The sequence below is a fragment of the Pseudochryseolinea flava genome (assembly GCF_003286915.1).
GTDB classification, from domain to species: domain Bacteria; phylum Bacteroidota; class Bacteroidia; order Cytophagales; family Cyclobacteriaceae; genus Ohtaekwangia; species Ohtaekwangia flava.
Genome location: NZ_QMFY01000008.1, coordinates 62,604 through 79,383, shown reverse-complemented (window position 1 = coordinate 79,383; position 16,780 = coordinate 62,604). Strand labels below are relative to the sequence as shown.

Annotated in this window: 12 protein-coding genes; 1 reads left to right on the top strand and 11 read right to left on the bottom strand. The window is 43.5% G+C overall.

Features of this window, described 5'->3' with window-relative positions:
* Positions 1-100: 100 nt before the first annotated feature.
* The 3 genes from DQQ10_RS15840 to DQQ10_RS15830 all read right to left on the bottom strand — a co-directional run bounded on the left by DQQ10_RS15840 (position 101) and on the right by DQQ10_RS15830 (position 2,987).
* A complete protein-coding gene (locus tag DQQ10_RS15840; RefSeq protein ID WP_112747867.1) occupies positions 101-964 on the bottom strand; it encodes a hypothetical protein in 864 nt (287 codons plus the stop codon).
* 88 nt (positions 965-1,052) lie between these two features.
* Positions 1,053-2,120, bottom strand: coding sequence for an ATP-binding protein (locus tag DQQ10_RS15835; RefSeq protein ID WP_112747866.1), 1,068 nt, complete (start codon positions 2,118-2,120; stop codon positions 1,053-1,055).
* 123 nt (positions 2,121-2,243) lie between these two features.
* On the bottom strand, positions 2,244-2,987 hold the full coding sequence (locus tag DQQ10_RS15830) for a LytR/AlgR family response regulator transcription factor (protein WP_112747865.1): 744 nt from the start codon (positions 2,985-2,987) through the stop codon (positions 2,244-2,246).
* Positions 2,988-3,326: 339 nt separating this feature from the next.
* Between DQQ10_RS15830 and DQQ10_RS15825 the strand changes: the two genes are divergently transcribed.
* Positions 3,327-5,702, top strand: coding sequence for a TonB-dependent receptor (locus DQQ10_RS15825; RefSeq protein WP_112747864.1), 2,376 nt, complete (start codon positions 3,327-3,329; stop codon positions 5,700-5,702).
* An 11-nt stretch (positions 5,703-5,713) separates the two neighbouring features.
* On the opposite strand, the gene DQQ10_RS15820 is transcribed toward DQQ10_RS15825, so the two are convergent.
* From DQQ10_RS15820 to DQQ10_RS15785, 8 genes are all read right to left on the bottom strand, one after another.
* Positions 5,714-6,181 (bottom strand): hypothetical protein, encoded by a 468-nt coding sequence (locus tag DQQ10_RS15820; RefSeq protein WP_112747863.1) that lies wholly within the window; start codon positions 6,179-6,181, stop codon positions 5,714-5,716.
* 103 nt (positions 6,182-6,284) lie between these two features.
* A complete protein-coding gene (locus tag DQQ10_RS15815) occupies positions 6,285-7,685 on the bottom strand; it encodes an MBL fold metallo-hydrolase RNA specificity domain-containing protein (protein ID WP_112747862.1) in 1,401 nt (466 codons plus the stop codon).
* Between the two features lie 88 nt (positions 7,686-7,773).
* Complete coding sequence (locus DQQ10_RS15810; protein ID WP_112747861.1) at positions 7,774-9,906, bottom strand: glycoside hydrolase family 97 protein; 2,133 nt, start codon at positions 9,904-9,906, stop codon at positions 7,774-7,776.
* A gap of 142 nt (positions 9,907-10,048) precedes the next feature.
* On the bottom strand, positions 10,049-10,618 hold the full coding sequence (locus DQQ10_RS15805; protein WP_112747860.1) for a chemotaxis protein CheB: 570 nt from the start codon (positions 10,616-10,618) through the stop codon (positions 10,049-10,051).
* Between the two features lie 6 nt (positions 10,619-10,624).
* Positions 10,625-11,455: a CheR family methyltransferase gene (locus DQQ10_RS15800; protein WP_112747859.1), complete on the bottom strand. Its 831-nt coding sequence runs from the start codon at positions 11,453-11,455 to the stop codon at positions 10,625-10,627.
* Complete coding sequence (locus tag DQQ10_RS15795) at positions 11,456-11,830, bottom strand: response regulator (protein ID WP_112747858.1); 375 nt, start codon at positions 11,828-11,830, stop codon at positions 11,456-11,458.
* A 6-nt stretch (positions 11,831-11,836) separates the two neighbouring features.
* Positions 11,837-15,409 (bottom strand): response regulator, encoded by a 3,573-nt coding sequence (locus DQQ10_RS15790; protein ID WP_317047947.1) that lies wholly within the window; start codon positions 15,407-15,409, stop codon positions 11,837-11,839.
* Between the two features lie 44 nt (positions 15,410-15,453).
* Positions 15,454-16,689: a hybrid sensor histidine kinase/response regulator gene (locus tag DQQ10_RS15785; RefSeq protein ID WP_112747856.1), complete on the bottom strand. Its 1,236-nt coding sequence runs from the start codon at positions 16,687-16,689 to the stop codon at positions 15,454-15,456.
* Positions 16,690-16,780: the final 91 nt, after the last annotated feature.

Below are 16,780 nucleotides of genomic sequence, written 5' to 3'. Positions count from 1 at the left end.
CGGAAACGGTTGAGTATTCGGATTGATTGGATTTGTAACCTTCAGTCGTTGCTACAATTACCGTATTCTCACTTATTATGAACACAGCTCACGAGATGATTTAATAACGAGACGTCTCCACGGAGAGGTAGAGAAACACGCCCACCTGCTCTAAGGCTCCGTCGACAAACGATATCGGAATGCCGATCGCCGGAACAAACTGTGTTTTTTTATGATGGAGCGCAAAACGAACACCCGGATTTAGAATGTATTGTACATTTCGTTCAAACGTACCTTCTGCTTTAACCCGGGCAGAGAAAAAACATTGGTTTTCCATCATCAGATTCAATTGCGGCCTGCAATGCCACACCACACTTGCTCCTAACATTCCACTTCGATATTGATGTCGAACACCTGCCGCGTCGCCATTTTGTGACGACATGTAGAGCATCGCCCGCGGCACCCAACTGCCATTCATATTGTAGTGCGTTGTGATTGTCTGACTAAATCGTTTCGTCATCGCAATAGAAGCGAGAATTCCCCAGCCACCATTGCCTATACCGCGTGTAGTGTTTCCCGTTGGTACAACTATCGAAACACCTGGAATAAAAAGCGCCCAATCATATTTATCAGCAATCATCGGACGGTAAGTGATCAGTATGTCATCCCATCCCGACGTCGAATAATCTTCATGCTGCAGTACACCAAAGGGAATGCTGTAACTTATTTGATGCAGATGATTCCCGAGGGGAATTTCATGCGTAAACGTGTAAGCAGTGGCGTCACCCGACCGAAAATAATTGAAGATAAATTGATGTTTTCCCGTCTCCTGATTGAAAGCCTCCTCCATCAACATTGCATTGTCCTCGATCAAGGGCTGCCCGTAATAGAGATAACTCCCTTTTTGAATGGATGTATCTTGCTGAGCAAAGGCCATCAAAGGCATACGCATAAACAAGAGCATTACCGCTACGCGGAGATTCATACCGTCAAATTTCACTTACCTTATCCTAAAAAATTAGCGTCATTGAGTAAGTGGCTGTATTCCTTGAGCCGATGGGATCACCTCACGGTTAACGTGGAATTGTCATATGAACAATAATCTCGCTTTCCGATGCCAAAATAAATTGAATGCTTCCCTTTAACTTAAACATGATCTTCTTCGCCGCATAACAATTGATCAGTTCTGGAAAATTAAGAATCTCCGAATAGCCAAAATTTACATTTCGAAGTTTCTCTTTGATTGAATCTGTTAGATTAAAGTTGGAGCCACGCATCATCACTTCGAGTGCACAGTTTTCAGCATGCAGGTCGATGACAATTTTATTATTGACGTTCTTGGGAAGCTGTGCAAAAAATAAAGCAACATTTCGAAGTAGCGAAAGCAATGCGCCACCATGATCGAGGGCAACAAGTCTATTTTCGTTAATACATTCCAATCGAACAGGAAAATCGACGCTGCCGGCATCACGTAGACTAGAATTGAGTGAATTGATGATAAAGTCGAGTTCGAGTGCGGCCACCGACGACTCTTCTTCTTTGTCGGCTTCTGCAAAGTATATGAGCCGATGAAGTTTATCGTCTAACTTTTCAGAGAAACTTTTAATTTGATTCAATAAGAAAAGCATCTCTTGTCGGTCATCGCATTTATCAACAAGATTTGTGAGCCCTTTAATGGTGGCAAGAGGTCCGCGCAGTGCATGTGCCGACAGGTATACAAAGCGATCAATCTCCGCTGTTCTCGCTTCGAGTCTCTCATAAGTTAAGTTGATTTCATCGAGATTTCGAAAGCGCAGTACAATTACGCCATTGATGTCGGCAATCAATCCTAAATAAAAGCCCGAGATGGAATAGATCATCGTTCCATTTGCGCGGGTAAAAATTTCAAACGGAACATCTTCAAAATACCCAGCAGAAAGACGTTCCTCCAATTGGGTTTTGAGGTCAGATGTCCGCGATAGTGTAGCAATCGGCTGTCCAATAATTTCATCGAGTGAGAACCCAATCGACTGAAGAACGTTCTGACTCATCGACAACACGTTAAAATGGTTGTCGAGGATAACGTAATCTGGAAAAATTCCACCAACACGCTTCTGCACATCTGCATTATGAATTAGCATTTGTGTGATATCCCTTCTCATGCATTGAATTTTGCTTCAAAAGTAAAGCGAACGCCACTCAGCTTTTAGTGCGCTTGATTAAGTGGGAGGATAAAATGAGTGGACGGAAATTTGGTCGTGATTACGACCGATCGCTTTGTTGATTCAGTGACCCAATTTGCTAAGAAAAGACTCTTTCTTTCGTTTTGAAACGTCGAGCGTCTTATCATTGCTCATGATCACATAGCCGCCTTCGCCACGAACGTATTTTTTAATTGACCCCAGGTTGATCAAATGCGAGTTGTGTATTCTGAAAAAATTATGATCTACCAGCAAGTCTTCGTATTCCTTGAGCGTTCGGCTCACCAAATGTTTTTTACCATCGACTGTATAGATTTCGGTGTAATTACTCGAAGCTTCACAATAGATGATATCGTCTACTTTCACGAAGATCAGCCCATCAGAAGTCGGCAATGCCAATTTAAAATTTTGCGCTGTTGCAGGGCGAAGATTTTGAATCAATTGCTCGACACGTTCCGAGATCTTGCTATTCAATCTTTTTTCAACCTTATCGACGGATTTTTTCAGCTCTTCGATATTTATCGGTTTCAACAGATAATCGATGGCCGAAAATTTGAAGGCCTTGATGGCGTACTCCGTGTAAGCTGTTGTAAAAATTACTTCGAAATCGATGGGCTTAATTTGCAGCAAGAGATCGAACCCGGTTTCACGCTGCATTTGAATATCTAAAAACACAACATCTGGTTTTTGCGTCCGAATTGCTTCAACACCTTCAGAAACGTTTTGGCATACGGCTAACACTTCAACATTGTCGCAAAATTCTTCAAGAAGGATCTTAAGACTTTCGCGGCTTTTCATCTCGTCATCGACGATGATACTTCTTACCATATATTGTTTGTTAGCCGTGCGGGTTGGGTCCGGAAACGAGGTCAATGTTCACGTTATCCGGAAGTTAAATGAATTTATCAAACTTCAATGTATGTGGTATGAATTTTAAAATAGCACTGATAAAACATTGCAAAATTGCTCAAAAGCTAATTTTAAGACCGGCCCACTATTAACAGAAACTTAACACACATTGCTTGCATGACTACTGTATATTCTTATTGTAGAGAACGCGCCCATATTTCCGCCATTTGCGATTCCACCGCACCAACAACATGCTGCCCCTGATCAAAAGCGATGGTAGCGCGGTAAAAAGCCAAAAGTTTTCCAGAATTTTACACCATGAATCGTCTTCTGCCTACCATCATCATCGTTCTTCTTTCGACTGTTTCTCTCCTTGCTCAGCAGATAAGCATCAAGGGTACTGTTACTGACGAGCAAAACACACCCGTACCATTCGCCAGCACAGCGCTTTATAACCTTGACTCTGCACTGGTGACAGGCACCGTATCTGACGAAACCGGAAGTTTCACAATAAATACCACGCCAGGATCGTACTACCTCAAGGTCACTTTTCTTGCCTATCAAGAAAAAACGATAGGGAATCTTTCACTTTCTGCAGATGTCAACCTGGGCAACATCGTACTTCAATCTTCGCCCCAGTTGCTTAATGAAGTTGAAGTCGTCGCGCAGAAATCATCAATGGAGCTGCAACTCGACAAGCGCGTGTTCAACGTCGGGCAAGATCTTAGTAACGCCGGCGGAAGTGCATCCGATGTGTTATCCAATATCCCGTCTGTGAGCGTCGATGTTGATGGCTCCGTAAGTTTACGTGGGAGTGAAAATGTAAGAATTCTCATCGATGGGAAACCATCAGGACTTATTCTTCGATCGCCGGATGCATTGAAGAACTTACAAGGTAATATGATTGAGCGCGTGGAAGTCATTACCAATCCATCATCGCGTTACGATGCAGCAGGCGAAGTCGGTATCATCAACATCGTTTTGAAAAAGAATAAAGCAAACGGAATCAACGGTACATTCACCCTCACGGGCGGGATACCGGCATTATATGGTGGTTCTTATTCCATTAATGTTCGACAAAAAAACATCAATTTCTTTTCAAGCTACGGCGCGAGTTACCGCAGCACAAAAGGATACTCACGGTCATATCAAGATTTCCCGACGAGCGATACAAGCTATACGCAAAACGGCGACTTACGGAGCAAAGAACTATCGCACAACATTACCGGCGGTCTTGACTACTACATCAACGACTTTAATACGCTCACCGGATCACTGCAATACAATTGGTCAGACGGCGTCAACAATTCCAAACTCACTTACAACGACTTCCAAAATGGTCAACTTTTCAACACTGTAATCCGCACAGACCGAGAAGAAGAAGATGAAGAAAACATAGAAGGTTCAATCAACTATCGAAAAACGTTTGAGCAAAAAGGTCGCGAGTTCACATTAGATTATAAGTATATCAAAAGCGTTGATGCAGAACATTCCAACTATCTTCAACAATCGACCGAAGGTACTTCCATTATTCAACGTGGCGACAATGACTCTCGCGAAAAGAACTGGCTTATTCAGAGCGATTACATCCATCCGATTGGGAACAGTGGAAAGATTGAAAGTGGTTTAAAAACGACAACACGTGTAGTGGACAATGATTATGCTTTAGAAAATCAAGATAATGACGGAGAATGGACTTCGCTTCCTGCGTTCAACAACAACATGGTTTACACCGAGCGAATACATGCTGGCTACGTGATGGCGGGTAATAAGTTTGGCAAAGTATCAGCGCAAGCCGGCCTTCGTGGAGAATATTCTGATATTAAAACGGAACTCACGGAAACAAATGACATCAACCATCGCGAGTATTTTAATTTATTCCCAAGCGTAAATCTCGGATACGAATTTACACCCGATCGTACTTTCCAATTGAGTTACAGTTATCGCATAAACCGACCTGAGTTTCGTGACCTACTTCCTTTTTCAAACTTCACAGATTCTCGGGTGTTCTTCGTCGGAAATCCAAATTTGAATCCAGAATATACGCATGCTTATGAAACAAGCTATCTGTTAAACTGGGAGGGTGGATCGATCCTATCGTCACTTTATTACCGCGCAAGGAAAGGTGTTATCCAGCGAATCAATGAACTGAACAGTGATGGTACGACATTTATAATTCCTGTTAACCTTGCCACGCAAGATGCTTATGGTTTTGAATTTAATCTTTCACTAACGCCAACGAAGTGGTGGCAAGTGAATACGAATGCCAATCTGTATCGCGCGATTACGGAAGGAAAATATCAAGATGAGACCCTTTACAGCGACACCTACACCATGAATGGTCGTGTGATGTCAAAGCTCACATTCCAAAAAGCTTTCGAATTTCAAGCGTCGTTCAACTACAATGCACCGCGTATCACAACGCAAGGAAAACAACGATCTTCATACTCCTTAGATCTTGCAGCTTCACGCGACATATTGAAAGGCAAAGGGACATTGACAGCAAACGTTCGTGACTTATTAAATACGAGACTTCGCCGATCGATAACCGACATTCCAGAATACTATTCATCGTCTACTTCACAACGCCGAGGACGGCAGTTTGCGATTACTTTCACATACCGACTGAACCGTGTAAAGGACAAAGAACGAAAAGCAAACGGAGATAATGGCGGAGACATGATGGAAGACTGATCTGCGACATGCTATTGTTTCTCCGCACCGCGCAAAAATTCCAAGTATCGTTTCCGACAGGTGATCACACTGAAGAAAAATCCAAACAAGTGAAACACGATGATTGCAGGGATCATAATGAGAAACGCGATGGCTCGCGCGTCTTTGACGATCAGAATTGCAGAAAAAATCAGCACATACAAAAGGCTAAAGGCGAGGGTCTCTTTATCGATAAGGAAATGATAACGAACCTCTATTTTATTATTGCCAAGATCGTTGACTTTGGCGATCATCACAGGAGAAGATCGCTTCATCACTTTATGGTTCTCGCGAATGCGGAATGAATCATTTTTAACCGATCCTTCAAATGTACGCGCAGGGTCGGCCTTACCGGTCCAAAAGTCCCATCGTCGCAAAATGCGAAGTCTACGTGGCGCCACATGTTCATGCAAGTAACTTAAAAACGACGCTTTCGATTGAAGTAGAATTATCTTTCCCATGATCACAAAGTTCTACAAACTACTGCTTCTTAATTTACAATTCGTTGTGAACAATTAAAACAGAACATCAACATCTTCTGCAAATGTTAGCGGCGAAGACAAATCAAATGCCTTCAAACAAACTCACCGTTTGCAAATATTTTGGCTGCATCACATTCCAACCCATGCGTTCGCGAATTGCTTGTCCATACATTTCCAAATCTTTGCCTTCACCGTGAATAGTAAAAACAACTTTCGGCTTCTTTTTAAAATTCTTCATCCATTTGAAGAGCTCTTCACGATCCGCGTGGCCCGACAATGACTTCATGTTGGCGACTTTACAAAGCACAGGAACATCCTGTCCGAAAATGCGAAGGGTAGATTCTCCATCCACGAGTCGACGTCCACGTGTTCCTTCCGCCTGAAATCCAGGAACCAAGATTGTATCTTGCGGATTTTTAAGGCGATGATACATGTGATGTAAAATACGTCCACCGGTCATCATGCCACTGGATGAAATAATGATAGCACTACCCTTCAAATCATTTAGCGATTTTGAATGCTGAGAATTTTTCACAAACACCAACATGTTTGTTTCCATTTCTTGCGCAAACACTCTTTCATTAAAGTCCTTCAACTTATGATACTTCGGATGTTTGTAATAAAGATACGTTGCTGAAATTGCCATTGGGCTGTCAATGTAAACCGGAATATCTGGCACCTTATCTTGCTTCATTAACTTGTGAAAGTAATGTAACAATACTTGCGTTCTACCAATGGCAAAAGCCGGGATGAGCAGCACACCATTATTTTTTACAGTGTCATTAACAACGCGCTCAAGATCACCTTCCGGATCGAAGGCAGGATTGTCCTTATTTCCATAAGTAGATTCAATAAACAATACATCTGCTTCGTCGATGGGTGTAGGCGGATAGAGCATCACATCGCTGTCGCGGCCTAAGTCGCCGGAGAAGACAATTTTCTTTTCCTCGCGATCGCCTTTCACAAACAACTCGACAATTGCAGCGCCCAACAAATGCCCTGATTGTCGGAAACAAATTTCAACGCGATCGGAAATTTTTATCCGCTGATCTGTATCCTTTCTTCGAATTAAAGGCAACATATCTTCGACATCCTCGGCGCGATAGAGTGGCTCAGGATTTTCATGTTTCGAGTAATGCTTTTTCTTTGCAAATTCAGCTTCTTCTTCCTGTAGTTTCGCCGAGTCCATCAGCGTCAATTCCATCAAGTCTGCGGTGGGTTCCGTACAATAAATGGGGCCTGTGAATCCTTCTTTAATCAACCTTGGCAGGTATCCGACGTGATCGATGTGCGCATGCGTGATGATAATCGCATCGATAGTAGCAGGGTCGACAGGAAACTCGTGCCAGTTGCGGAGACGCAACTCCTTTAAACCTTGAAAAAGTCCTGCATCAAGAAGGACATTAAAATTATCAATTGTCAGAAGGTAGCGCGAGCCGGTTACAGAACCTGCACCACCAAGAAATTTCACAGAAACATTCATGGTGGAAGATAGTGTTTACCATTTGAAATAAAAAAAAGGAGGAACTATCCATCCCTCCTCTCGTGTGTAAAACAAAACCTAGATTTCTCTAGAGCTTCTTCAATTTCTTGATTTCATCTGTTGTCGCTTCTTTAACACTGATCGCCACGCCGCCACCCGGCGCTACAAATTGTTTCAAGATACTTTTATTGGTAACAATAAGTTTGGTCACCGTATAGGCTTGTGGCTTTAGATTCCAACTGGCATCTTTTGCATCGGCATAAACGGTCGCTACATATTTCTTCGTCGCCGGTAAGAACGAGAAGTTAATATTTGCTGTTCGTGAATTTTCATCTGTTACGCCACCGACAAACCATGCTTCTTTACCTTTTGCTTTTCTTGCGGTGGTGATGTAGTCGCCAGGTTCGGCCTCAAGAATATAGGTTTCGTCCCAATCAATCGCTACATCTTTAATAAATTGAAATGCATCGGGAAAGCGATTGTAGTTCTCAGGCAAGTCTGCTGCCATCTGCAGCGGGCTATACATGGTAACGTAATAGGCAAGCTGTTTCACCAATGTTGTTTTTACCCGATCTCCCCTGCCATACGCTGAAAGATCCGTTTGAAAAATTCCAGGCGTGTAATCCATCGGTCCTCCCATCATCCTCGTGAATGGTAGAATCGTAGTATGTTCAGGCGCTAGCCCACCCATTGCTTCGAATTCCGTTCCACGTGCTGACTCTTGTGCAAACCAGTTTGGATATGTTCTGCACAACCCTGTTGGTCTAACGGCCTCATGACTATTGATCATGATTTTATACGCTGCTGCAGTTTTGGCAACATGAATGTAGTGGTTCACCATCCATTGGCTATCATGGTGCTCGCCACGCGGAATGATTTTTCCTACATAGCCAGTCTTTGCAGCGTTGTAACCATGATCGGCCATGAATTGAAAAGCTTTATCTAAACGACGTTCATAATTTGTTGCCGAGCCCGAAGTTTCATGGTGCATAATAATTTTAACACCCTTTGCCGCTGCATACTGTTGCAAACCCTTCGCATCAAAATCAGGATATGGGGTTACAAAGTCAAACACTTCTTCCTTCCAGTTGCCGAACCAGTCTTCCCATCCAACATTCCAACCTTCTACGAGTACGGCGTCGAACCCATTACTTGAGGCAAAGTCGATATACTTTTTCACGTTCTCGGTTGTCGCGCCATGATGACCACTCGGTTTTAACAACGAAAAGTCTTGACCAATGCGCACATTATTTTCGTTGCTGTATGCCCATGTGCTTTTTCCAGTAACAAAATATTCCCACCATACGCCGACATATTTCACGGGCTTGATCCAAGAAACATCTTCGTAGGCTGTGGGCTCATTTAAGTTCAAGATTGTTTTTGATGTTAAGATATCGGCAGCTTTGTCGCTCACGATAACCGTTCTCCACGGTGTAACAGCATCTGTTTGCATGTAGCCTTTGTTACCAACGCCATCAGGGCAAAGGTGCGCGCTCATTTTGTAGTTGACAGCATCGACATTCAACGCCATGGCCGGATAGTTAATCAACGCCGCTTCGTGTATGTTGATGTACAAACCATCGGCAGACTTCATCATGGACGGCGTTTGCACGGAAGGACTTGCGATCGGAGACTGTGCGTGTACCGGTATCGTTGCTTGTGCCATCAAGGATGGTATCTCAGAAATTTTCGATGTCGTGTATGCATACTCGTTTGTATCGTAATCTCCTGGAATCCAAAAAATCTTATGATCTCCAGCAAGATTAAACTCAGTCTTTTCTTCTTTGATGATGAAGTACTTAAGTTCATCCTGCTTTGGAAATTCGTAACGGAATCCGACGCCATCGTTAAACACACGGAAATGAATTTTGATGAAGCGGCCTTTAAGCGCCTTCTGCTCCAGCGTCACGACCAATTCGTTATATTGATTGCGTATTGATTTCTGTTCGCCATATATCGGCGACCATGTGTTGTCGACGGAGGACTGCTTTACGTCTTTTACAGAGAATCCCACCAAGAAGGAAGGTACATCCTTCGTCTCCAGGCCGAGTGCGCTCGATTTGATTACGTCCTTTTGTTTGTAGCTAACCTTATAGCTAGGCACACCATTCTCGAGGATCGCAAAGGTGAGGCTGATATTTTTATCAGGCGATAAAACTTGCTGCGCTTGTAGCGGGATGATGGCAGTGCAGATCAGCAAAGCCCCAAGAAACTTTTGCATGTTAATGGTTTGGTTAACGACTCAAAAATGAGGCGAACTTCCAACGATTACAAGACCTTGAAATTAGAGCCTTTCTTTTAACTTTGATGTTAAGTCTTCGTCGCAACGTTACCGGAAACGTGTGCGCTCATCATTTCGCCCACTATTCGAGTATCGCGGCTAAAAATTCTTTCAAATTATCTGGATCGATGAGCAGGTCGCACGAAACTTTTTCTACCGCCTGTTGCGGCATATATGGAACTTCTGCAGTCGACGGATTTTGCACCATGATAAAAGCACCTTGCCTTTTCGCCGACAATAATCCGTCGACACCATCGGCATTTGCTCCGGACAACAGAAGGCAAGCTAAGCGTGGGCCGTAAACTTCAGCGGCACTATCAAACGACAAATCAATACTGGGCCGACTGTAATTTATCTTCTCAGAGAAATCTAGCGTTATCGTTTTGTTCTTTTCGATCAACACATGATAGTCGGCCGGAGCTACATAAATATGCGCCGGCAGCAAGTCATCCTTGTCATCTGCTTCTTTCACGCGGCAATCGGTACGCCCCGCGAGCACTTCAATTAAGGCGGAATCATCTGATTGCTTACGGTGAAAGACGATCACCGTAGCCAGGTTCAACGACGGCTTTAACAACGGAATGATTTTCATCACAACGGATAGACTACCCGCAGAGCCCCCTATTACCAATAAATCGAATCTCGCTGCCATTGTGAATCACATTACTTTCTTCCAGATTTTTTCTCGATTTTCTACCTGCCGAAACATTGCGCTGATATCAGTAAACTTTAACGTTTCCTTAGAGCCCAAGGCTAAGTATCCGAGCATCTCCAAACTCTCATAAAACAGCCGAAGTGCGCGATCTTGCAAAGGCTTATCGAAATAGATCATTACATTCCGGCAAAGAATCAACTGGAACTCGTTGAAAGATCCATCTGATACGAGATTGTGTGTCGCTAAAACAATTTTCTTTCCCAATGTTTCATCGAACTTCGCCGCGTTGTATTGCGCCGTATAGTATGACGAAAAATCTTTCTTTCCCCCAGAGGCAATATAATTTTCAGAGTATTGCTTCATCTGTGCCAACGGAAAAATGCCAGCCCTAACTTTTTCAAGAACAGCCGGGTTTATATCAGTAGCATATAGCAAAGATTTGTCAAGGAGGTTCGTTTCCGCGAGGAGAATCGCCATCGAATAAACCTCTTCTCCTGTAGAACATCCTGCATGCCAAATACGAATAATCGGTTTAGTTGCTAACACCGGCAAAACCACTTCGCGCAATGTTTTATAAAACTGCACATCGCGAAACATTTCAGTAACATTCACAGTGATCTGCTCCACGAAACGCTTGAAGTATTCAGGGTCGTTTTTTAATCGATATCTAAATTCCGCAAAACTTAAAAAACGATCGTTCGACATCAAGCGAAGAATACGTCGCTTAATTGAGGCACGCGAATAATTGGTAAAATCGTAGCCATACAAATCGATTAAATCTCTAAGGATTAGCTCGACATTTTCGTCAGACAACGATACCCCTTCTACAAACATTTAATAGATGAATTTATTTAACAACGCCATCAAACGGTCTACATCCACCGGCTTCGACACATAGTCCGTCGCTCCAGCCTCTATACACTTATCGCGATCGCCAACCATTGCTTGCGCCGTTACTGCAATTACGGGCAGATCCTTTCGCGCGCCTTGTCTAATATGAGAGAGCGTTTCATACCCATCCATTTCTGGCATCATCATATCCAACAGCACAACGGCTACGCTCATATCGGACTCCATAATTTTAAGTCCCTCCATGCCACTGATCGCCGTAACGCACTGATAGCCCTTGGCTTTTAACACAGCCTTAAGCGCAAAAATATTGCGGCTATCATCATCAATAATTAACACTTTTCTAGTCGCGTGGTCCATCACTTCCTAATGTCTTTTTTCGTACAACCAAACACGTAAGAGGGAGAACAACTGGTCTATATCCACAGGTTTCGTGATATAATCGGAAGCTCCTGCGTTAATACAACGTGCACGATCGCCCATCATCGCTTTCGCGGTAACGGCAATCACCGGAAGGTCTTTGAAACGCGCATCTCTTCGAATGGCGGTAGTCGACTCGTACCCGTCCATTTCCGGCATCATCATATCCATCAACACCACGTCGACCTCTGGATTATCTTTTAGCTTTTGAAGCGCGTCTTTCCCGTCCACAGCAGCGATCACATTCATTTCATATTTCTCCAGCGCCTTTGTCAGCGAGAAAATATTTCGCATGTCATCATCAGCAATGAGCACTGTTCGATTCTTGAGCACTTCATCAAGGGCGCCCAACTTCTGATATTTTTTTGACGCGCCTTCATCTTTCCCTTGTTGTTCCATGAGGTGCAGAAATATCGACACTTCATCTAAGATACGTTTGTATGAATGCGCAGTCTTTACAACAATAGAGTCTGCATATTGTTTGATCCGGAGCTCTTCTGCCTGAGAAAGACTTTTTCCGGTGAAAATGATAATCGGAGTATTCTCAAGCCCCGGCGTCTTCCGAACGCCTTCCAAAGTGTCATAAGCCTTTTGATCCGGCACGCCCATATCAAGAATGACACAATTCACATCTTTCCTTTTGAGTGAGTCAATCGCATTCTCAACCGCATTATTGATCTCAATACTCACGTCAAAGGTCTCTAGAAAATAAGCAAGTGCTTTTGCATGCTTCGGATTTTCTTCGACGATCAAGACTTTCCGATCCTTATGCGTAAGAACGTGTTCTATCTTCTGGAATACATTTTGAATTTTTTCAAAAGCGAATGGCTTGTTTATAAAATCAACAGCGCCACGCGTAAGACTTTCATTCTTCACCTCATGAGACGACATGATGTGTACAGGAATGTGGCGCGTCCGTGAATCATTCTTCAATGCGTCCATTACTTCCCATCCGCTTTTAACTGGGAGCTGGATATCTAACAAAATACCTATTGGGCGAAGGTCTCCAGCGAGGTCGATGCCTTCATCCCCACGAACGGCGACAACACCTTTATACCCACGCTTTCTGGTGTACTCCAACAACGACTTGGCAAAATTGACATCGTCTTCAATGATCAAGATAACTTTATCGTCGTCACCAATTGCGCTACGATCATCTGGAATATTCTCCGGAATAGTTGTACTGATGTATTTCGCGTCTGCATGTCCGTTGGCCTTTGTACCTTTTAGCGGCACCGACACGGATTGCATTTTCTCGACGACAATCTCCTTTACCTGGTCTTTCTGAATCGGCAATACAATGGTGAATTCACTTCCCGCATCAACCTCACTCTTCAATAATAATTCGCCGCCTAACAATTTCACCAACTCGCGGCTAATTGAAAGCCCCAATCCCGTGCCTCCATATTTGCGACGTGTGGAACCATCAGCCTGTTGAAACGCTTCGAATACAAGTGCTTGCTTTTCCTTTGGAATACCGATACCGGTATCGCGCACCACGAAGCAGACATATCCACGACTCTTTTTATTTAAGCTAATCTCGAAGCTTACAAAACCATGCGATGTAAACTTGAGTGCATTTGAAAACAGATTTCGGAGGATCTGCTCTAATCGAAGCTGGTCGGTTTCAATAAACTGCGGGGTTCCTTCACCTACTTCGGTATTAAAGGCAATGCCCTTCTCTCTCGCCACCGGTTCAAATAGTCCTTTCATGTTAGCGATCAAATCCCTGATCGCTACCGATTGGTACTCCAACTGCATCTTCCCTGCCTCGATCTTGGAGAGATCAAGGATTTCGTCAATGAGCGCAAGCAATCCGTTGCCCGAACTTTGTATAACCCTTGCATATTCAATCTGATCTTGTGTAAGATTGTTGTCTTGGTTTTCAGACATCAAGCGAGATAACAACAAAATAGAATTCAGTGGCGTACGCAACTCATGCGACATATTCGCCAAGAACTCTGATTTGTAACGTGTACTCTGCGTAAGTTCATCGGCTTTCTGCTGGATCTCCAAATTCCGTTCCGTGATCACTTGATTGCGTTCCTCAAGTAGACGGCTCCGCTCTTCGAGTTCTTGGTTGGCTTGTTTCAGTTCTTCTTGCTGAACTTTCAATTCCTCTTCCGAGGCCTGAAGCTTCTCTGCTTGAACTTCCAACTCACTGTTCAGATTTTCAAGTTCACTATGCTGTGACTTTAATTCCTCAGACTGCGCTTGCGTTTCTTCCAACAAATCTTGAAGACGTTTTCTATTTTGCGCCATCGTCAACGCAATCCCTATATTATGCGATGCGTTTTTTAAGAACTCCAAGTCACGTGTTGAAAATTCTGTAAGCGATGCCAACTCTATTGCACCTTTGATCGCATAACCGTCGAAGACAGGAATAGCAACAACGTGTGCCGGCTTCACGACACCCGATGCAAAGTTTATCTGAATACTATTCTCAGGAATATCTTTTATCGCTAAGATTTTTCCGTCAGCAACAGCCTGACCAAGTAAGCCCTCGCCAATCATAAATTTCGCACGATGATCTTCTGGCGCATAAGCGTATCCGGCTGTGGCAATCAACTCAGCCCGTTCAAGGATATACACCGCGCCCGCATGACTCTGCGTATACGTGGCTAAAAAATCGACTACGCTTTTAGAAAGAACTTTAACAGTTTTCTCACCTAACATTACGTCGTTGAGTTTGGCCAAACCCGTTTGATGCCATTCTTTATCCGATAGCAGGCTGAACGAATTTTGAAGCGAGGACGCCATTTTGTTTAACGAAACGGCGACATGTCCCAACGCGTCACTTTCGCGATCGTCGACACGAACTTGATAATTCCCTTGAGAAATCTGTGAGGCTATATTTTGAATGATGCCTATGCGAACCGTTACTTCTTCATCCTTCTGCTCGAGTGCGCGTTGTAAAGAAGCACGTTCATCAAAGTCATTGCGCACCCGGATGTAGAACATGATGGTGATGATCAACGCAATGATTGCCGCGATTACAATCAACGGTGGTGTGAAAGATGAAAACTTATTCATGGCAGAAGTGCGCGCCGATAAAAGTTCCTTTTCGCGATCTTCCATTGTTCTGATCAACAGACGCACATCATCCATGGCGGCCATTCCTTTGTGCAAATTATCCACCGACCATGGCACATGTTGATTGACAGCATCGATACCGGCTTGTAAATATTTAAACCGTTCCTCAATATGCTTTTGAAGCGTGATCAAACTTGCTTGTTGATCTTGATTGTCGCGTGTTAAATCTCTTAAACGCTCTACGGCAGTTTGCGCGCGTGCGCGAGCATCCTTATAAGGCGTGAGAAATTGATCATTCGACGTCAATAAAAAACCGCGTTGTCCCGTCTCGGCGTCGATCAATGCGGCGTTTACATTATCGAGTTCACGGATAACAAGATTGGTGTGACTTACCAAGTCAGCACTTTCCAGCAAATTGCTGATACTGATAAACGATGCAACGGACGAGATCACCAAAATGATCAACGACGCACCGAAACCAATCATCAAATTCCTTTTTACATTACTCCCCATGATCTAAACAGCGTGAATTAACTTGAAACTGGAACATTAACATGATGCTTTAATGGCAGGACAATCGTGAACGTTGCCCCACTCCCCTCTTTCCCTTCAGCGGCGATTATACCTTCATGACGATCGACGACTTTCTTCACGATCGCCAATCCTATACCTGTACCTGCGTACGATTCGCGCGTATTCAACCGTTGAAAAATTTCAAATATCTTATGGTTGTATTCATCACTAAATCCAATTCCATTATCGCGGATCACAATTCTGCAATATTCTCCAAGGGCACTAGCGGGCGCATCGAACGATTTAGATTCTACAATCTTTGCTTCTATGTCTACCTCACACTGCTGCCCCAGCTTGGAAAACTTAAACGAATTAGCCAACAAGTTTTGGAATACCTGTCGCATTTGAGAAGGTATAACTTCTATGGCCGGAATATCGTTAGCCCGAACAATAGGGTTATCATTTCCATACGGATATTCCAAATCGGAGAGTACGTCGTTCAACAGTTGATTGAGGTTGGTGTTGACAAAAATCTCTTCGGCATTGATGCGCGAATAATTTAAGAGGTCCGTTACTAAACCGCGTAACCTTTTCGCAGAGTTGTATATCTTATCGAGGTACAATTTGATTTTCCCTTGATCGTCCAGATGACGTTCCAAGGCCATGTTACTGAAGGTTTGAATCTTTCGAAGCGGTTCCTGCAGGTCGTGCGACGCCACATAAGCAAACTGCTGCAACTCAAGGTTACTTTGCTCGAGGCGCTGATTTGTTCGCTTTAGCTCTCGTGTTCTTTCTTCAACTTTCTTTTCCAAGATTGCTTCTGCTTTTTTACGAAGTTCAATCTCCTCACGCAAACTTTTTTCGAGCGCATTCAGCTTAATCGTCTGCTCTGATAACCGGTAGAACGTTTTGATCTTCATCAGCAGGATATCAGGATCGAAAGGTTTTGTGACATAGTCAATCGCGCCTGAAGCATATCCTTTTGTGATAAATTTCTTGTGGGTGTTAACTGCGGATAAAAATATAATCGGAATATCCTTCGACTTACTATAACCAGAAATTGCCTCAGCTACTTCAAAGCCATCCATCTCCGGCATTTGCACATCTAGGATGATCAACTCATAAGAACGCAACAAAATCTTTTTAAGCGCTTCTTCCCCTGAACTCGCCGTGTCGACATCAAATTGATGTAAGCTTAGCAAAGTCTTAAGCGAAAAAATATTCTCTTGATTGTCGTCTACGATAAGTATCATTTGGCCGATGCTTTCAAACCCACGTTTGGTTACATGGGCTCACGGTAAGGTTCCCGCAAAACGTTCTAATATCAGTGAAAAAACTGGATCA

Coding starts and splice junctions, on each gene's coding strand:
- DQQ10_RS15835 (WP_112747866.1), bottom strand. CDS start 2,120: ATGAGAAGGGATATCACACAAATGCTAATTCATAATGCAGATGTGCAG.
- DQQ10_RS15820 (WP_112747863.1), bottom strand. CDS start 6,181: ATGGGAAAGATAATTCTACTTCAATCGAAAGCGTCGTTTTTAAGTTAC.
- DQQ10_RS15810 (WP_112747861.1), bottom strand. CDS start 9,906: ATGCAAAAGTTTCTTGGGGCTTTGCTGATCTGCACTGCCATCATCCCG.
- DQQ10_RS15840 (WP_112747867.1), bottom strand. CDS start 964: ATGAATCTCCGCGTAGCGGTAATGCTCTTGTTTATGCGTATGCCTTTG.
- DQQ10_RS15795 (WP_112747858.1), bottom strand. CDS start 11,830: ATGGACCACGCGACTAGAAAAGTGTTAATTATTGATGATGATAGCCGC.
- DQQ10_RS15825 (WP_112747864.1), top strand. CDS start 3,327: ATGAATCGTCTTCTGCCTACCATCATCATCGTTCTTCTTTCGACTGTT.
- DQQ10_RS15815 (WP_112747862.1), bottom strand. CDS start 7,685: ATGAATGTTTCTGTGAAATTTCTTGGTGGTGCAGGTTCTGTAACCGGC.
- DQQ10_RS15805 (WP_112747860.1), bottom strand. CDS start 10,618: ATGGCAGCGAGATTCGATTTATTGGTAATAGGGGGCTCTGCGGGTAGT.
- DQQ10_RS15800 (WP_112747859.1), bottom strand. CDS start 11,455: ATGTTTGTAGAAGGGGTATCGTTGTCTGACGAAAATGTCGAGCTAATC.
- DQQ10_RS15790 (WP_317047947.1), bottom strand. CDS start 15,409: ATGATTGGTTTCGGTGCGTCGTTGATCATTTTGGTGATCTCGTCCGTT.
- DQQ10_RS15830 (WP_112747865.1), bottom strand. CDS start 2,987: ATGGTAAGAAGTATCATCGTCGATGACGAGATGAAAAGCCGCGAAAGT.
- DQQ10_RS15785 (WP_112747856.1), bottom strand. CDS start 16,689: ATGATACTTATCGTAGACGACAATCAAGAGAATATTTTTTCGCTTAAG.